Source organism: Streptomyces sp. NPDC059989, assembly GCF_042736975.1.
GTDB lineage: Bacteria > Actinomycetota > Actinomycetes > Streptomycetales > Streptomycetaceae > Streptomyces.
In genome coordinates this window covers 52,398-69,500 of the sequence record NZ_JBHWUO010000027.1, presented here as the reverse complement: position 1 = coordinate 69,500, position 17,103 = coordinate 52,398, and the positions used below count along the sequence as shown (strand labels likewise).

Here is a 17,103-nt window from a genome sequence, read left to right as displayed (position 1 = left end):
GGCGTGCCTCGTTCAGCGGCGTGCGGCGTTCGGCCGGAGGCCCTGGCTACGGAGCTCCGTACGGTTCCTCGTACAGTCCGTCGATCAGCGCGCCGTACTTCTCGCGGATCACCCGGCGGCGGAGCTTGAGCGAGGGGGTGAGCTCACCCGTCTCGGGCCCCCACTCCTCGGTCAGCAGCCGGTACCGCTTGATCTGCTCGGTCCGGTTGAGCCGCGCGTTGGCCGCCTCGACGGCCCGGGCGATCTCCGCCCGGACGGCGGGGTCCTCGGCGAGCTCGGCCGGGGAGGCGGCCTCGATCCCGCGGGCGGCGGCCCAGGCCGGGGCCAGCTCCGGATCCAGGACCAGCAGGGCGACGAGGTAGGAGCGGCCGTCGCCGTGGACCAGGGCCTGGCCGATCAGCGGGTGCTCCTTGACGGTGTTCTCCACGAGCGCCGGCGAGACGTTCTTGCCGTTCGAAGTGATGATCAGCTCCTTCTTGCGGTCCGTCAGCCAGAGGAACCCGTCCTCGTCGATCCGGCCCACGTCCCCGGTCGGGAACCAGCCCTCCGCGTCGGAGGCGCTCTCCACCGTGCCGTCCGGCCGCAGGTAGCCGCCGAAGACGGTCGCGCCGCGGGTGAGGACCTCGCCGTCCTCGGCGAGCCTCAGCTCCAGCCCCTCGATCGGGCGGCCCACCGAGCCCAGCCGGAAGCCGTCCGGGCTGTTGACCGTGCACACGCCGGAGGTCTCGGTCAGCCCCCAGGCGTCCATGATGGTGATCCCCCAGCCCGCCCAGAAGCGGACCACGTCGATCGGCATCGGCGCGGTCGCGCTGGCCGTCCAGACGAGCCGGTCCAGGCCCGCCAGGCCCAGCAGCGGGTCGAGCACCTGCTCCTTCGCCCGGGCGTACGAGGCTTCGAGCGCGGGCGGTATCGCCTGCCCCCGCTCCCGGTGGCCGGCCCGGGCCCGGGCGAGGTCGTTCGCGGCCTCGATGGCCTCCCGCTGCTCCTGCGGGAGCTGCGCGAGGACCGCCCGTACGGAGGCGGCGAGCTTCTCCCACACGCGGGGGACGCCGAAGAACTGCACCGGGTGCAGCTCGCGGACCGCCCCGGACACGGCGGTGGGGTCGGCGCACAGCCGCACGTGCGCGGCGCGCAGCAGGGGCAGGTAGATGCCCAGCACCCGCTCGGCGATGTGCGCGAAGGGCAGGTAGCAGATGTGCTCGGCGTGCTCGGGGAGGTCCACGTTCCGGTCGAGGCGGACGGATTGGAGCAGGATGTTGCGGTGGGTCAGCCGGACGCCCTTGGGGTCGCCGGTGGTGCCCGAGGTGTAGACGACGGTCAGCGGGTCCTCGGGGCGGGTCTCCTGCCAGGCCTTCTCGAAGGCGTCGGGGCGGTGCAGGCGGGCGCCGCTCGCGTGCAGGGAGCCGTAGGTGCGGTGCGGGCCGGCCTCCGCGGCCTCGGCCACGACCAGCCGCTCCAGGGGCACGTCGGGCTCGGCGAGCAGCGGCTCCCAGCGGGCGAGTTCGCGGGCGCCCTCGACGACGGCGACCCTGGCCCGGCTGTGGCGGGCGATGTGGGCGATCTGCTCGGGCGCGGAGGTCCCGTACACGGTGACGGGGACGGCGCCGAGGTGGACGAGGGCCAGATCGCTGAGCCAGTGCTCGGGGCGGTTGCCCATCATCAGCAGGACGTGGTCGCCGCGCTCGACGCCGAGGGCGGCGTAGCCGGAGGCGAGGACGGCGACCTTGCGGCGCACCTCGCTCCAGCTGAGGGTCTCCCAGCCCGCGGCGGCGCGCCACGAGAGGGCGGGCAGTTCCCCGTACTCGGCGGCATTGCGGGCCAGCAGGGCGGGGAGGGTGATCTCCTCGGGGCGTCCGGGCAGTCGCGTTTTCGTGGTCATGGGCAGCTCCTGGCCGTTTCACATCGTTGGTGCGACAGCAATACTGTTGAACCCAAGCTGTGGAGCAGAGAGCGAGGCGCAGACGATGGCCGACCAGGCACCCGAGCCGATGCTCACCGTCGACGAGCTGGCGGCCAGGGCGGGCGTCACCGTCCGTACCGTACGGTTTTACAGCACGCGCGGACTTTTGCCCCCTCCCGTGATCGGCCCTCGTCGAGTGGGCCACTACGGCCCGGAGCACCTCTCCCGGCTGGCCCTGATCGAGGAGTTGCAGCACCAGGGCATGACCCTGTCGGCCATCGAACGTTATCTGGACGCGCTGCCGGACGATCTGAGCGCGCACGATCTGGCGATCCACCGGGCGATGGTGGCCAGTTGGGCACCCGACTCGGCGCAGGAGGTGTCCAGGGCCGAGCTGGAGAAGCGGGCCGGGCGGAGCCTGTCCGACTCCGATGTGCGGCGGCTGACGGCGATGAACGTGCTCGCGGCCTCGGGGGACGGGTTCCGGGTGGACGTGGGGCTGCTGCGGCTGGGGGTGGCGCTGCTCGACGTGCCGATCGCGCACGAGACGATCCTGGCGGCGCGCAGGGTGCTGATGGAGCACACCAGGTCGGCGGCGCACGAACTGACGGCGCTGTTCCGGGACGAGGTGTGGGGGCCGTTCACGGAGGGCGAGAGCGATCCGGAGCGGGTGGAGTCGATGAAGGCGCTGTCGGCGCACATGCAGCCGATGGTGGTGCAGGCCCTGGTGACGGCCTTCCAGCGGTCGTTGAAGGAGGAGCTGCGGGCGGCCTTCGTCTCCGGCGAGACGTCCTGAACCCCCTGCGGCGGTGCGCGGGCGCCGGGGCCGGTCCCGGCCGGTCCTGACGAGCGGGGCCGGTCGGCTCTGGGTACGCTGGATGTGGATCTCCGCGCCGGGTCGGCCCTCCCTCCAGCAGTTCACGATCGTCTTCGTGAGGGAGATCAATTCCCATGGACCTCAACACCATCACCGAAGTCGTCCGGCGGCCCGCGGACCGGCCGGGCACGGACTGGCGCGAGGGCGACGCCTGGCTCGCGGGCGGCACCTGGCTGTTCTCCGCCGAGCAGCCGGATCTGCGCCGCCTGGTCGACCTGACGGCCCTGCCCTGGGAGCCCCTGGTCCCCAGTGACGCCGGCCTCGAAATCGGTGCGACCTGCACCATCCGTGACCTGTACGCCTTCGCACCGCCGGGCGACTGGACCGCGGGCACCCTCATCCCGACGGCCTGCGAGGCGTTCCTGTCCTCGTTCAAGGTCTGGAACGCGGCGACCGTCGGCGGGAACATCTGCATGTCCCTGCCGGCCGGCCCGATGATCACGCTGTCGGTCGCGCTGGAGGCGCGCTACGAGCTGTGGGCGCGCGACGGGTCCGTGCGCACCGTGGACGCCCTCGACTTCGTGACCGGGAACAACCGCAACGTCCTGGCGCCGGGAGAGGTGCTGCGCCGGATCGACATACCGGCGCACGCCCTGCGCAAACGTCCCGCGCACCGCCGCTTCACGCTGACCCACCTCGGCCGTTCGACCGTGTTCCTCATCGGTACGCACACGCCGGGAACGAGCAATCTGCTGCTCACCGTCACGGCCGGCACCACCCGGCCGGTCCGGTTCGCCTTCGAGTCCATGCCCGATGCCCCCACCCTGCGGCAGAGCATCGACGCCATTCCCGCCGACGTCTGGTTCGACGACCCCAACGGGACGCCCGACCACCGTCGCCACCTGACACGGCACTTCGCCGAAGAGATCCGCCGCGAACTCATGGCTGGGGGTCCGGCATGACGTACAGCGTGAACGGCAAGAGCTTCGCCGTGGAGCCGGAGCCCGGCCAGTGCCTGCGCACCTTCCTGCGGGCGCTGGGCCACTTCGGCGTCAAGAAGGGCTGCGACGCGGGCGACTGCGGCGCGTGCACGGTGTGGCTGGACGGCAGTCCGGTGCACAGCTGCATCACCCCCGCCTTCCGCGCGGAAGGCCATGAGGTCACCACGATCGAGGGTCTGGGCACGCCCGGCGACCTGCATCCGGTGCAGCGGCAGTTCCGCGATGCCCCGGGTTTCCAGTGCGGCTTCTGCACCGCCGGGATGATCATGACGTCGGCGACGTTCACCGAGGCCCAGAAGGCGGACCTGCCACGGTCGTTGAAGGGCAACCTCTGCCGCTGCACCGGCTACCGCTCGATCGAGGACGCAGTGAAGGGCGTCACCGCCGTGCGGACGGCCGCACCGGGCAAGGCCGTCGGAACGAGCGTCGGCGCCCCGGCGGCCGAGGACGTGGTGACCGGCCGGGCCGAGTTCACGATGGACACCCGCATGGAGGGCATGCTGCACCTCAAGGTGCTGCACTCGCCCCACGCGCACGCCCGGATCGTCTCGGTCGACAAGTCGGCCGCCCTCGCCGTCCCCGGCGTGCATCGCGTCTACACCTGGGAGGACGTGCCGCGCAGGCGCTTCACCACGGCGATCCACACCGACCACCTGGTCGATCCGGACGACACCTACATCCTCGACGACACGGTCCGCTTCGTCGGCCAGCGCGTCGTCGCGGTGCTCGCCGACACGGTCGGGGCGGCCGAGGAGGGCTGCCGGAAGGTCGCCGTGGAGTACGAGGTGCTGCCCGCGGTCTTCGACGCCGAGGAGGCCATGGCCGACGGGGCACCGCAACTGCACGGCTCGGAGGACCCGTTCGTCCGCGACTCCGTGCACAACCTCCTGCTGGAGATCCACTCGCACATCGGCGATGTCGAGGCGGGGTTCGCCGCGGCCGATGTGATCCACGAGGGCACGTACGTCTCACCGCGCGTGCAGCACGCGCACCTGGAGACCCACGGCTCCATCGCCTGGATGGAGGACGGCCGACTGAACGTCCGCACCAGTTCGCAGTCGCCGTCGATCGCGAAGGTCAAACTGGCCTATCTGTTCGCGCTGCGCCCGGACCAGCTGCGCGTGTTCTGCAAGCGCGTCGGCGGCGGTTTCGGCGGCAAGCAGGAGGTCATCTCGGAGGACCTGGCCGCGCTCGCCGCCCTGGACACCGGCCGGCCCGTCTGCTTCGAGTACACGCGCGAGGAGGAGTTCACCACGGCGTCCCCCCGGCATCCGATGAAGCTGACGGTCAGGCTCGGCGCGAAGGCGGACGGCACGCTCACGGCGTTCCAGGTGCGCAACGTGTCCAACACCGGCGCCTACGGCAACCACGGCGGCGAGACGCTCTACGCGGGCGGCGCCGCCGTCATGATCTACCGCTGCCCCAACAAGAAGTACGACGCCTTCTCCGTCTACACGAACACCGTTCCGAGCGGGGCGCTGCGGGGCTACGGCATGACCCAGCCGGCCTTCGCCGTGGAGTGCGCGATGGACGAGCTGGCCCTCGCCCTGCACATGGATCCGCTCGAACTGCGGCGCCGCAACATCGTGCGCCCCGGCGACCAGCTCGTCGCGATGCACGAGGGCCCCGACGACGTGATGTTCAACGAGGACGGACTCGCCCGGTGCATCGACCTCGTGGCCGGCTCCCTGGCCCGTACGGCCGATCAGCCCTCCCCCGGCCCCGGGTGGCTCGTCGGGGTCGGCGTCGCGAGTTCCCTGCACGAGACCGCGCCCCCCACCGACCACATATCCGAGGCCTGGATCACGCTCGGCGACGACCTCGTCTACGAACTGGCCGTCGGCACCGTCGAGTTCGGTGAGGGCACCTCGACCGCGCACGTCCAGATCGCGGCCAACCAGCTGGGGACGACCCCGTCGAGGATCCGCCTGGTGCAGTCGGACACCGACCGCACGGGATTCGACACCGGCGCCTTCGCGAGCGCCGGGCTCTTCGTGGCGGGCAACGCGGTCCTCAAGGCTTCCAACGCGCTGCGCGACCGCATCATGGAGTTCGCCGCGGCGCATACGGGCATCCACGTCGTGATGTGCTCGATGGACGACGAGCACGTCGTCTGCGGGGACGAGCGCGTCCCGCTGGCCGAGCTCGTCGCCCTGGCGCGAGCGCGCGGCATCCGGTTCACCGCCGCCCGCAAGGCGTACGGCTCGCCCCGCAGCGTCACCTCCAATACGCAGGGCTTCCGCATCGCCGTCCACCGGGTGACGGGTGAGATCCGTATCCTGCACAGCGTTCACGCGGCCGACGCCGGTGTGCTCATCAACCCCGAGCAGGTCCGGGGACAGGTGGACGGCGGCCTCGCCCAGGGCATCGGATTCGCGCTCACCGAGAACTACCGGATCGACGCGGACGGCACCATGGCCAACCCGAACCTCCGCAACTACCGGATCCCCACCTACGCCGACGTCCCCCGCAACGAGCTGCTCCTGGTGGGCTCGTCGGACTCCGTCGGGCCCATGCACGCGAAGGGGATGGCGGAATGCTGCATCAACCCGGTGGCCCCCGCGCTGGCGAACGCGCTCCGCGATGCCACGGGTGTCCGCTACCGCGAGCTGCCCCTGACCCCGGAACGGATCTACAGCCGGCTCGGTGAGAGCCAGTCGGCGCGGACGGGCCCGGGACGATGACCACCGAAGAGCGTGCGGACGCCGCGGCCACGGTCATCATCGGCCGCAAGGTCCGGCCCGGCATGGAGCGGGAGTACGAGCGGTGGCAGGAGGGGGTCAACGCCGCCGCCGCCCGGTACGCCGGGCACCTCGGCGCCGAGATCTCCCCGCCCACGGACCTGCAGCCCGACTGGGTCGTCGTCTACCGGTTCGACTCGGTGGCCCATCTTCAGGCGTGGATGAACGGCGCCACCCGCCAGCGACTGCTCGACGCCGGCCAGAAGTACTTCGACGGGCCGGCGACCCAGCAGGTGATCAGCGGCGGCAAGCAGCCCACCGACCCGCTCGTGACGGTCGTGGTGACCCACCGCGTCCGCCCGGACCACGTCGACGACTTCCTCGACTGGCAGCGGCGGATGAGCCAGGAGGAGAGCAGGTTCGAAGGGTTCCGCGGCACCGAGATCTTCCGCCCCATCGAGGGCCTCCAGGACGAGTGGACCACCCTGTACCGCTACGACAACGCCGAACACCTCGACGCCTGGCTGACGTCGGAGAAGCGGCGTCAGGTGCTGGCCGAAGGGGAGAAGTTCAACGACTTCAAACTGCGCACGATCGACAACTCGTTCGGCAGCTGGTTCGCCTTCGAGGAGAACGGCAGGGAAGTGCCGCCGCCCTCGGAGACCAAGACCTCCATCGCGGTCTGGGTCGGCCTGTACCCGACCGTCGTGCTGCTGGCGCTCGCCCTGTCGCCGCTGAAGCTGCCGATCTGGCTCGGTCTGCTCGTGGGCAACCTGCTGTCGAGCTTCGCCATGAGCTTCATCACGATGCCGTACTACGTGAACCGGCTGCTCAAGCGGTGGCTGTGGCCCGCACCGGATGCACCGCCGGTGCGGACCAACCTCGTCGGACTGGGCATCGTCGCCGCGGCGCTCACGTTCTGGGCCGTCGTCTTCTACCTCGTGACGCGGCAGTTCTGGACCCTGCCCTGACCCGGGTGCGGTGGCAGGGGAAGGCGGGCCGGGAGCAAGCCGGCCCGCCTTCCGGATCAGCACACTAGTCGGTGTACGTCTCGCCCCGCTCGGCCTTCTCCACCAGGGAGGCGGGCGGGGTGAAGCGCTCGCCGTACTTCTCGGCGAGCTCGCGGGCGCGGGCCACGAAGCCGGGCAGGCCGCCCTGGTAGCCGTTGATGTACTGGATCACTCCGCCGGTCCAGGCCGGGAAGCCGATGCCCATGATGGAGCCGATGTTGGCGTCGGCGATGGAGGTCAGCACGCCCTCGTCGAGGCAGCGGACGGTGTCCAGGGCCTCGGAGAAGAGCATCCGCTCCTTCATGTCGTCGAAGGGGATCTCGGCGTCCGGCTTCGCGAAGTGCTCGCGCAGGCCGGGCCAGATGCGGGCGCGCTTGCCGCTCTCGTCGTACTCGTAGAAGCCGGCGCCGCCGCTGCGGCCCGGGCGGCCGAACTCGTCGACCATGCGGTCGATGACGGTGTCCGCGGGGTGCTCGGCCCACGCCCGGCCCTCGGCCTCGAAGGCCTTCCGCGTCTCGTTGCGGATCTTGCGCGGGAGGGTGAGGGTCAGCTCGTCCATCAGCGAGAGCACCTTGGCCGGGTACCCGGCCTGGGCGGCGGCCTGCTCGATGGAGGCGGGCTCGATGCCCTCGCCGACCATGGCCACGCCCTCGTTGATGAACTGGCCGATGACCCGCGAGGTGAAGAAGCCGCGCGAGTCGTTGACCACGATCGGGGTCTTGTTGATCTGGCGGACCAGGTCGAAGGCGCGGGCGACGGCCTCGTCGCCGGTCTGCTCCCCCTTGATGATCTCGACCAGCGGCATCTTGTCGACGGGCGAGAAGAAGTGCAGCCCGATGAAGTCGACGGGCCGCTTCACGCCCTCCGCGAGCCCGGAGATCGGCAGGGTGGAGGTGTTGGAGCAGAGCAGCGCGTCGGGGGCGATGACGTCCTGGATCTCCTGGAACACCTTGTGCTTGAGGGCGGTGTCCTCGAAGACGGCCTCGATGACGGCGTCGCAGCCCGCCAGGTCGGCCGCCTCGGCGGTCGGCGTGATCCGGGCGAGCAGCTCCTCGCGCTGGGCCTCGGTCGTACGGCCCCGGGAGACGGCCTTGTCGAGCAGCTTCTGCGAGTACGCCTTGCCCTTGGCCGCGGCCTCGGCGGTGACGTCCTTGAGGACCACCTCGATGCCCGCGCGGGCGCAGGAGTACGCGATGCCCGCGCCCATCATGCCGGCGCCGAGGACGGCGACCTTGCGGACCTTGCGTGCCTCGATCCCCTGCGGGCGGCTGCGGCCGGCGTTGACGGCCTGGAGGTCGAAGAAGAACGCCTGGATCATGTTCTTGGCGGTCTGACCGGTGACCAGCTCGGTGAAGTAGCGGGCCTCGATGGTCAGGGCGGTCTCGAAGTCCACCTGGGAGCCCTCGACGGCGCAGGCCAGGATGTTGCGCGGGGCCGGGTACGGGGCCCCGTTCAGCTGCTTCTTGAGGTTCGCGGGGAAGGCCGGGAGGTTGGCGGCGAACTTCGGGTGCGACGGCGTGCCGCCGGGGATCCGGTAGCCCGGGACGTCCCACGGCTGCTGCGACTCGGGGTTCGCGTCGATGAAGGCGCGGGCCTTGGCGAGCATCTCCTCGGGGGTGGCGGCCAGTTCGTGGACCAGGCCGTTGTCCAGGGCGCGCTGCGGGTTGTACTGGGTCCCCTGGAGCAGCACCTTGAGCAGCGCGTCGGCGATGCCCATCAGGCGCACGGTACGGGTGACACCGCCGCCGGCCGGGAGCAGGCCGAGGGTGACCTCGGGAAGGCCGATCTTGGAGCCGGGCGCGTCGAGGGCGACGCGGTGGTGGGAGGCCAGGCAGATCTCGTAACCACCGCCCAGGGCAGCGCCGTTGATGGCGGCGACCACGGGCTTGCCGAGGGTCTCGATGCGGCGCAGCGAGCGCTTGATCTCGGTGCCGGTGTCGAAGGCCAGCTGCGCGTGCTCGGGGCGCAGCCGGATCATGTCCTTGAGGTCGCCGCCCGCGAAGAAGGTCTTCTTGGCGGAGGTGTAGATGATGCCGCGGATGGAGTCCTTCTCGGCCTCGGCGCGGTCGGCGACGGCCGCGATGGAGTCCTTGAAGGCCTGGTTCATCGTGTTGGCGGACTGGCCGGGGTCGTCGAGGACCAGGGTGACGACGCCGGTCTCGTCCTGTTCCCAGCGAATGGTGCGGGTCTCGGTCATGGGGTGGGTCTCCGTGGAAGTCTGGTTCGGCAGGGCCGGGCGGAAGGGGGCCGGGGTGGTCCCGGCTCGGGCGCTACGCGGGGGTCGGGCCTTCGCTGCGCCGCACGGCTAGAGGCGTTCGACGATGGTGGCGACGCCCATGCCGCCTCCGACGCAGAGGGTGACGAGCCCGTAGCGCTTGTCCTGGCGCTCCAGTTCGTCGATGACGGTGCCGAGCAGCATCGCGCCGGTGGCGCCGAGCGGGTGGCCCAGCGCGATGGCGCCGCCGTTGACGTTGACCTTGTCCAGGGAGACGCCCATGTCCTTGACGAAGCGCAGGACGACGCCGGCGAAGGCCTCGTTCATCTCGATGAGGTCGATGTCGTCGATGGTCAGGCCGGCCTTGGCGAGGGCCTTGCGGGTGGCGGGGGCGGGGCCGGTGAGCATGATGGTGGGCTCGGAGCCGGAGACGGCCGCCGAGACGATCCGGGCGCGGGGCCGCAGGCCGTTTCGTTCGCCGGCCTCGCGGGAGCCGATGGCGACGAGCGCGGAGCCGTCGACGATGCCGGAGGAGTTGCCCGCGTGGTGGACGTGGTCGATCTTCTCGACCCAGTGGTACTTCTGCAGCGCGACGGCGTCGAAGCCGCCGAGGTCGCCGATGTCGGCGAAGGAGGGCTTGAGCTTGGCCAGGGTGTCCGCCGTCGTGCCGGGGCGGACGAACTCCTCGTGGTCCAGGACGACCAGGCCGTTGCGGTCGGTCACCGGGACGACGGAGTGCGCGAAGCGGCCGTCCTTGATCGCCGTCGCGGCCCGCTCCTGGGAGAGGGCGGCGTACTCGTCCACGTCGCGCCGGGAGAATCCCTCGATGGTGGCGATCAGGTCGGCGCCGATGCCCTGCGGGACGAAGCCGGTGTCCCAGTTGGTCATCGGGTCGGCGAACCAGGCTCCGCCGTCGGAGGCCATGGGGACGCGGGACATGGACTCCACGCCTCCCGCCAGGACCAGGTCCTCCCAGCCGGAACGCACCTTGGCGGCGGCCAGGTTGACGGCCTCCAGGCCCGAGGCGCAGAAGCGGTTCTCCTGTACGCCCGCCACGGTGTCCGGCAGCCCGGCGGCGATGGCCGCGATCCGGGCGATGTCGGAGCCCTGGTCGCCGACCGGGCCGACGACGCCGAGCACGATGTCGTCGATGGCGGCCGGGTCCAGGCCGGGGTTGCGCTCGCGCAGGGCGTGGATGAGGCCGACGACCAGGTCGATCGGCTTGGTGCCGTGCAGGGCGCCGTTGGCCTTGCCGCGGCCGCGCGGGGTGCGGATCGCGTCGTATACGTAAGCTTCGGTGCTCACTGGTCAAGCCTTTCGAGGGGAGTTAGCCGAGCAGGGAACGGCCGATGATCTCTTTCATGATCTCGGTCGTGCCGCCGTAGATGGTCTGGATGCGGCCGTCGGTGAAGGCCCGCGCGACCCGGTATTCGGTCATGTATCCGTATCCGCCGTGGAGTTGCAGACAGCGGTCGGCCACGCGCTTCTGGAGTTCGGTGGCCCACCACTTGGCCATCGAGGCGTGGACGTGGTCCAGTTCGCCGTTGGAGTGGTCGGTGATGCACCGGTCGAGGAAGGCGCGGGTGACCGCGCACTCGGTGGCCATCTCGGCGATCTCGAAGCGGATGTGCTGGAGCTTGGAGAGGGGCCGGCCGAAGGCCTCGCGCTCCTTGACGTACTGGGTGGTGATCTCCAGCAGGTACTCGGCGGCGGCGATGCCGGCCATCGCGATGCCCATCCGCTCCTGCGCGAGATTGGTCATCAGGTGGACGAAGGCGCCGTTCAGCTCGCCGAGCAGGTTCTCCTTGGGGACGCGTACGTCGTGGAAGAACAGCTCGGCGGTGTCCTGCGCCTTCTGGCCGATCTTGTCGAGGTTGCGGCCGCGCTCGAAGCCCTCCGTGCCGCGCTCGACGACCAGCAGCGACAGGCCGTGCGCCCCGCCCTCGGGCGTGGTCTTCGCGACGACGATCACCAGGTCGGCGAGGATCCCGTTGGAGATGAAGGTCTTGGAGCCATTGAGCACCCAGTGGTCCCCGCGGTCCTCGGCGGTGCTGCGGATCCCCTGAAGGTCGGAGCCCGCGCCCGGCTCGGTCATCGCGATGGCGGTGATGGTCTCCCCGGAGCAGAATCCGGGGAGCCAGCGGCGCTTCTGCTCCTCGGTGGCGAGCGAGGTCAGGTAGGGGCCGATGATGTCGTTGTGCAGGCCGATGGCGAGCCCGGCGGCCCCGGCCCGGGTGAACTCCTCGGCGATCACGGCGGCGTAGCGGAAGTCGGTGTTCCCGCCGCCCCCGTACTCCTCCGGGACGGCCAGGCCCAGCAGCCCCTGCCGGCCGGCGGCCCGCCAGGCCTCGCGGCTGACGATGCCGTCCTTCTCCCACTGCTCGTAGTGCGGCAGCACCTCCTTGTTCAGGAAGGTGCGGACGGTCTCGCGGAACGCCTCGTGGTCGGCGTCGAAGATCTGGCGCTTCATCGGTCGGCTCCCTAAAGCCAGTTCTTGACGGTTTCGATCAGCCGGGCCGGCTCGGGGCCGACGGGCGTGACGTTGAGCATGGTGACGCCCGCTTCCCGGAAGGCCTCGACCCGCTCGCGCACGTAGCCCTCGGGCCCGCACAGCGTCATCAGCTCGCAGAACTCGTCCGGGACGGCGGCCGCCGCGTCGCGCTTGCGGCCGGAGAGGTAGAGCTCCTGGATCTTCCGGGCCTCCTCCTCGTAGCCGTAGGCCACGGCGAGGTCGTTGTAGAAGTTCTTGCCGACCGCGCCCATGCCGCCGACGTACAGGGCGATCTGCGGGCGCGCGAGGTCCCGTACGGCGGCCGCGTCCTCGCCGATGGCGAGCAGGCCCCCGGCGACGGTCTGCAGCGGGCCGAGCTCCGGCGCCCGCTTCGCCGCGCCCGCGGCGAGGGCGCTCCCCCACACCGCCGCGGCCTTCTCCGGGATGAAGAGGGTGGGCAGCCAGCCGTCCGCGATCTCGGCGGTCAGCCGTACGTTGGCCGGGCCGAGCGAGGCGATGTAGACGGGGATGGCGTCGCGGACCGGCCGGGTGAGGATCTTCAGCGGCTTGCCGAGCCCGGTGCCCTGCTCCGTCGGCAGCGGCATGTCGGTGATGCCGTGGTGGTCGATCGTCTCGCGGCGCCAGATGCGGCGGCACAGCTCGACGGTCTCGCGGGTGCGGCCGAGCGGTTTGTCGTACGGCTTCCCGTGCCAGCCCTCCACCACCTGCGGTCCTGAGGCGCCGAGGCCGAGCAGGGCCCGGCCCGCGGAGACCGCGTCCAGGCCGGCGGCGGTCTGGGCGATGAGGCCGGGGGTGCGCGAGTAGACGTTGAGGATGGCCGAGCCGATCTTCATCCGCTCGGTGCGGGCGGCGAGGTAGCCCATGATCGTCGGGGAGTCGAAGCCCCAGGCCTCGGCCACCCACACGGCGTCGAGTCCGGCCGATTCGAGCTCCGCCGCCTGGTCGGCCGCCCGGCGCGGGTCGCCCGCGTAGTCGAGCATCATCGACAGTTCCATCACGCCTCCTTCCCGAGCAGGGCCGGTACGTCCCAGTCGGCGGCCACGGACGCGGTGTCCGCCCCCGGCTGGGCGGGGCCGCTCGTGACCGCGCCGGGGGTCGCCGAGAAGCGCGGCGCGGGGGCGGGCTGGGTGATCCCGCCGAAGTCGGTGAAGGTCCCGCGGGCGGCGAGGTGCGGGTGGTGCGGGGCCTCGCGCAGCGAGAGCACGGGCGCCACGCAGGCGTCGGTGCCCTCGAAGACCGCCGTCCACTCCTCGCTCGTACGGGACTTGAAGCGTGCGGCGACGGCCTCGCGCAGCTCGCCCCAGCGGGCGAGGTCCTTGCGGGCCGGGGCCTCGTCCTTGATGCCGAGGAGTTCCACGAAGGTGTCGTAGAACTGCTGCTCCAGCGCCCCGACGGCCATGTACCGGCCGTCGGAGGTCTCGTAGGTGCCGTAGAAGGGGCAGCCGCCGTCGAGGAGGTTGGCCCCGCGCCGGTCCTGCCAGCCGCCGGCCGCCACCATCCCGTGGATCATCGCGGTGAGGTGGGCGGTCCCGTCGACGATCGCGGCATCGACGACCTGCCCGGCGCCGCCGGGGGTGCGGGCGTGCTGGAGGGCGGCGAGGACGCCGATCACCAGGTAGAGGGAGCCGCCCGCGTAGTCGCCGACGAGGTTGGCGGGCACGGCGGGGGGCTCGCCCGGGTTGCCGATCATGCCGAGCGCCCCGGTCACGGCGATGTACGCGATGTCGTGCCCGGCGGTGTGGGCGAGGGGGCCCCACTGGCCCCAGCCGGTCATCCGGCCGTAGACCAGCTGCGGGTTGCGCGCGTGGCAGTCGGCCGGGCCGACGCCGAGCCGCTCGGCGACCCCGGGGCGGAAGCCCTCGATGAGGATGTCGGCCCGCTCGACCAGGTCGAGGACGCGGGCGGGGCCCTCGGCGGACTTGAGGTCGACCAGTACGGAGCGTTTGTTGCGGTTGGTGACGTCGTAGGCCGGATTCACCGCGAGCCCGCCACCGCCGGGCCGGTCCACCCGTACGACATCGGCGCCCAGGTCGGCGAGGAGCATGGCGGCGAACGGACCGGGGCCGATCCCCGCCAGTTCGACGACGCGCACTCCGGCGAGCGGGCCGTTCCCTGTCACTGCCATCGAGCCCCCAGCGTTGTTGGTCGCACGGTGTGACACAACTGATGTAACACCAGCGATGCTAGGAACGTGGCCCGCTCAGCACAAGAGCAAGCGCTTAGCCGTTTGCCTCGATCCGGGCGTCCAGTTCCTTGACGTGCCGTTTGAGGGCCACGGTGCGGTAGCTCTCCTCCACCCACTCGCACAGCACCTGGAGCGAGGGCGCCTCCTTCACGCCCAGCGGTACGGAGACCCAGCCGGACCGGCCCAGGCCGTATCCGGTGGGCTCCGCGCCGGGCGCGGTCATCGCGTGCCCGTGCAGCGCCTCGTCCTTGAGCTTCACGGAGAGGCCCGGCGGCCGGGGCCCGTCCGCCTGGCCCAGGAAGACGAAGATCTTCTTGTTGACCTTCATCACACAGTCCTCGGGGCCCCACGGATGGTCCTCGAAGGCCTCCGGGAGCCCCAGCGCGAACTCCCGCACCGCTTCCCACTTGCGCACCGCAGCCTGCCCGGCCTTCATGACGCCTCCCGCCACCGATGGTCACACCTGCCCGCACGGACAGCCTCTCCTCACGCTAGCCTCAGCCCCCGACAACAGCTGGGAGGAGCGGTCATGAACGCACGGGTTCGACAGGACCAACAGGAACGGCCCTACGACGTCGTGCTGTTCGGGGCGACCGGGTTCGTGGGGGCACTGACGGCGGAGTACCTCGCCGCGCACGCGCCCGCCGACTGCCGGTGGGCCCTGGCCGGCCGGGACCTGGCGAAGCTGGAGCGGCTGCGCGAGCGCCTCGCCGTGCTCGATCCGGCCTGCGCGGGGCTGGAGCTGCTGCGGGCGGACGCCTCCGATCCGGCGGCGGTGCGCGAACTGGCCGCCTCCACGCGGGTCCTGGCCACGGCGGTGGGACCGTACGTCTGGTACGGCACGGAGCTGGTCGCCGCCTGCGCGGAGGCGGGCACGGACTACGTGGACCTGACCGGGGAGCCCGAGTTCGTGGACCGCATGTACGTCGAGCACGACGCGCGGGCCCGGGAGACCGGGGCGCGGCTCGTGCACGCCTGCGGCTTCGACTCGATCCCGGCCGACCTGGGGGCGTACTTCACCGTGGGGCAGCTCCCGGAGGGGGTGCCGCTGCGGGTCGACGCGTTCCTGCGGTCCAACGCGCTCTTCTCCGGCGGCACGCTGGCCTCCGCGCTCACGGCGGTCAGCCGCGGCCCGCAGACCCTCGCGGCCGCGCACGCCCGCCGGCTGCACGAGCCCCGCCTGCTGGGGCGGCGGGCGCGCGGGCCGGTGGGGGCGCCGCGGTTCAGCCGGGAGACCGGCACGTGGGCGCTGCCGCTGCCCGTGCTGGACCCGGCGGTGGTGGCCCGCTCGGCGGCCGCCCTGGAGCGCTACGGCCCCGACTTCCGCTACCGGCACTACGCCTCGGTCAAGCACCTGCCCTTCGCGGTGGGCGGCGCGGCGGCGGTGGGCGCGACGGTGGCCCTGGCCCAGGTTCCGCCGGCCCGGCGGTGGCTGATGAACCGCTGGGAGGCGGGGCAGGGGCCGGACGCGGAGCGACGGGCGCGCAGCTGGTTCTCGGTGCGGTTCGTGGGCGAGGGCGGCGGCCGCCGCGTGTTCACGGAGGTGTCGGGCGGCGACCCGGGGTACGGGGAGACGGCGAAGATGCTGGCGGAGTCGGCGCTCTGCCTGGCCTACGACGCCCTGCCGGAGGCCGCCGGGCAGTTGACGACGGCCGTGGCGATGGGAGACGCGCTGATCGACCGCCTGCGGAAGGCAGGGATCGGCTTCCGCGTGGTGGACGCCCGGGACGTGGACTGAGCGGCACGGGTCACCCGACGGCTTCGCGCAGGGCGCGCCGGCACAGGGAGTCGGCGTGCCGGGTGGTCTCCGGGATGCGGAAGCGGGGGCTGAGGGCGAGGGTGTGGGCGCAGGCGTTGTCGAGCGAGACGCGGTGGCCGACGGAGACGTAGACCGGCTTGACGCCGTCCTGGGTCCGCAGCGCCCGGCCGACCTCGGTGCCGTCGGCCGCGAGCAGCGGGGCGGCGTCGCCGCGCCGGGCGCCCGGTTCCTCGTACGTGAAGGTGAAGGGGTTCTTGGCCACCCCGATGGCCGGGATGCCGGTGACCACGCCGAGGTGGCAGGCGAGGCCGAAGCCGCGGGGGTGGGCGAGCCCGTAGCCGTCGCAGACGACGAGGCCGGGCACGGCCGCGAGGGAGTCGAGGGCGGCCAGTACGGTCGGCAGTTCGCGGAAGGCGAGGAGCCCGGGCACGTAGGGGAAGCTGACGTGCCCGACGGCGGTGGCCTCCTCGACCACCTCCAGGGTGGCGGCGTCGAGCACCACGGCCGCGGCGGCGACCAGGTCGCGTTCGTCGTCGTAGGCCACGTCGACCCCCGCGACCAGTCCGCGGCCGGGCGGCGGGCCGGGCTCGGTGAGCACCACCTGATGGCGTAGTTCGTCTTGTATCGCCCGGGCCTCGGCCTCGTCGGCGGGAGTCTTCACACTCGTCATGATGGTGCGAGAGTAGCCTGGCGATCATGTTCGTCATGGAGCTCACCTACACCGCGCCCGTCGAAGCCGTCGAAGAGGAGATGGACGCCCACATCGCCTGGCTGGACGGCCACTACGCCGCCGGCGTCTTCCTCGCGTCGGGGCGCAAGGTGCCGCGCGACGGCGGCGTGATCCTGGCCGGCGGGGTCTCCCGCGCGGAGATCGAGAAGATCGCGGCCGAGGACCCCTTCACGGTGGCGGGCGTCTGCGCCTACCGCATCACGGAGTTCCTCGCGACGAAGACCTCGGCGGACCTGTCGACGGTCCGCGAGAGCCCGGTGCTCTAGCGCTGTGGGGGCCGGGGGCTCGCGCCC

At 71.7% G+C, this 17,103-nt stretch carries 14 protein-coding genes; 6 read left to right on the top strand and 8 right to left on the bottom strand.

The features are described from left to right. Positions 1 to 46: 46 nt before the first annotated feature. Positions 47 to 1,879, bottom strand: a complete 1,833-nt coding sequence (locus ACFWBN_RS23990; protein ID WP_385178958.1) for an AMP-dependent synthetase/ligase — start codon at positions 1,877 to 1,879, stop codon at positions 47 to 49. A gap of 85 nt (positions 1,880 to 1,964) precedes the next feature. On the opposite strand from ACFWBN_RS23990, the gene ACFWBN_RS23985 reads away from it, so the two are divergent. The 4 genes from ACFWBN_RS23985 to ACFWBN_RS23970 all read left to right on the top strand — a co-directional run bounded on the left by ACFWBN_RS23985 (position 1,965) and on the right by ACFWBN_RS23970 (position 7,370). Beyond that, positions 1,965 to 2,696 (top strand): MerR family transcriptional regulator, encoded by a 732-nt coding sequence (locus tag ACFWBN_RS23985; protein ID WP_385178957.1) that lies wholly within the window; start codon positions 1,965 to 1,967, stop codon positions 2,694 to 2,696. A gap of 155 nt (positions 2,697 to 2,851) precedes the next feature. Continuing rightward, positions 2,852 to 3,679 carry an FAD binding domain-containing protein gene (locus tag ACFWBN_RS23980; RefSeq protein WP_385178956.1) on the top strand — a complete coding sequence of 276 codons (828 nt, stop codon included), beginning with the start codon at positions 2,852 to 2,854 and terminating at the stop codon, positions 3,677 to 3,679. After that, a complete protein-coding gene (locus ACFWBN_RS23975; protein WP_385178955.1) occupies positions 3,676 to 6,402 on the top strand; it encodes a molybdopterin-dependent oxidoreductase in 2,727 nt (908 codons plus the stop codon). Before ACFWBN_RS23980 ends, ACFWBN_RS23975 begins: the two co-directional genes overlap by 4 nt. After that, complete coding sequence (locus ACFWBN_RS23970; protein ID WP_385178954.1) at positions 6,399 to 7,370, top strand: antibiotic biosynthesis monooxygenase; 972 nt, start codon at positions 6,399 to 6,401, stop codon at positions 7,368 to 7,370. The genes ACFWBN_RS23975 and ACFWBN_RS23970 overlap by 4 nt, the downstream gene beginning before the upstream one ends. 64 nt (positions 7,371 to 7,434) lie before the next feature. Here ACFWBN_RS23970 and ACFWBN_RS23965 read toward each other — a convergent pair whose 3' ends face one another. The 6 genes from ACFWBN_RS23965 to ACFWBN_RS23940 form a co-directional block, all read right to left on the bottom strand. Then, a complete protein-coding gene (locus ACFWBN_RS23965; RefSeq protein WP_385178953.1) occupies positions 7,435 to 9,606 on the bottom strand; it encodes a 3-hydroxyacyl-CoA dehydrogenase NAD-binding domain-containing protein in 2,172 nt (723 codons plus the stop codon). A gap of 108 nt (positions 9,607 to 9,714) precedes the next feature. Beyond that, on the bottom strand, positions 9,715 to 10,929 hold the full coding sequence (locus ACFWBN_RS23960; RefSeq protein WP_385178952.1) for an acetyl-CoA C-acetyltransferase: 1,215 nt from the start codon (positions 10,927 to 10,929) through the stop codon (positions 9,715 to 9,717). Positions 10,930 to 10,951: 22 nt separating this feature from the next. Next, positions 10,952 to 12,094: an acyl-CoA dehydrogenase family protein gene (locus ACFWBN_RS23955; protein WP_385178951.1), complete on the bottom strand. Its 1,143-nt coding sequence runs from the start codon at positions 12,092 to 12,094 to the stop codon at positions 10,952 to 10,954. Positions 12,095 to 12,105: 11 nt separating this feature from the next. Then, a complete protein-coding gene (locus tag ACFWBN_RS23950) occupies positions 12,106 to 13,131 on the bottom strand; it encodes an LLM class F420-dependent oxidoreductase (RefSeq protein WP_385178950.1) in 1,026 nt (341 codons plus the stop codon). Beyond that, positions 13,131 to 14,261 carry a CaiB/BaiF CoA transferase family protein gene (locus ACFWBN_RS23945; protein ID WP_385178949.1) on the bottom strand — a complete coding sequence of 377 codons (1,131 nt, stop codon included), beginning with the start codon at positions 14,259 to 14,261 and terminating at the stop codon, positions 13,131 to 13,133. Before ACFWBN_RS23945 ends, ACFWBN_RS23950 begins: the two co-directional genes overlap by 1 nt. Before the next feature lie 94 nt (positions 14,262 to 14,355). Beyond that, positions 14,356 to 14,757, bottom strand: a complete 402-nt coding sequence (locus ACFWBN_RS23940; RefSeq protein WP_385178948.1) for an MmcQ/YjbR family DNA-binding protein — start codon at positions 14,755 to 14,757, stop codon at positions 14,356 to 14,358. Positions 14,758 to 14,850: 93 nt separating this feature from the next. Between ACFWBN_RS23940 and ACFWBN_RS23935 the strand changes: the two genes are divergently transcribed. Continuing rightward, positions 14,851 to 16,059, top strand: a complete 1,209-nt coding sequence (locus ACFWBN_RS23935; RefSeq protein ID WP_385178947.1) for a saccharopine dehydrogenase family protein — start codon at positions 14,851 to 14,853, stop codon at positions 16,057 to 16,059. A 10-nt stretch (positions 16,060 to 16,069) separates the two neighbouring features. Here the strand turns inward: ACFWBN_RS23935 and ACFWBN_RS23930 are convergent, their stop codons facing one another. After that, complete coding sequence (locus tag ACFWBN_RS23930; RefSeq protein ID WP_385178946.1) at positions 16,070 to 16,750, bottom strand: endonuclease V; 681 nt, start codon at positions 16,748 to 16,750, stop codon at positions 16,070 to 16,072. A gap of 26 nt (positions 16,751 to 16,776) precedes the next feature. Here ACFWBN_RS23930 and ACFWBN_RS23925 point away from each other — a divergent pair, with 26 nt between their 5' ends. Continuing rightward, entirely contained in the window at positions 16,777 to 17,076 is a 300-nt protein-coding gene (locus ACFWBN_RS23925) for a YciI family protein (protein ID WP_385178945.1), read from the top strand. The last annotated feature ends 27 nt before the right edge of the window (positions 17,077 to 17,103 follow it).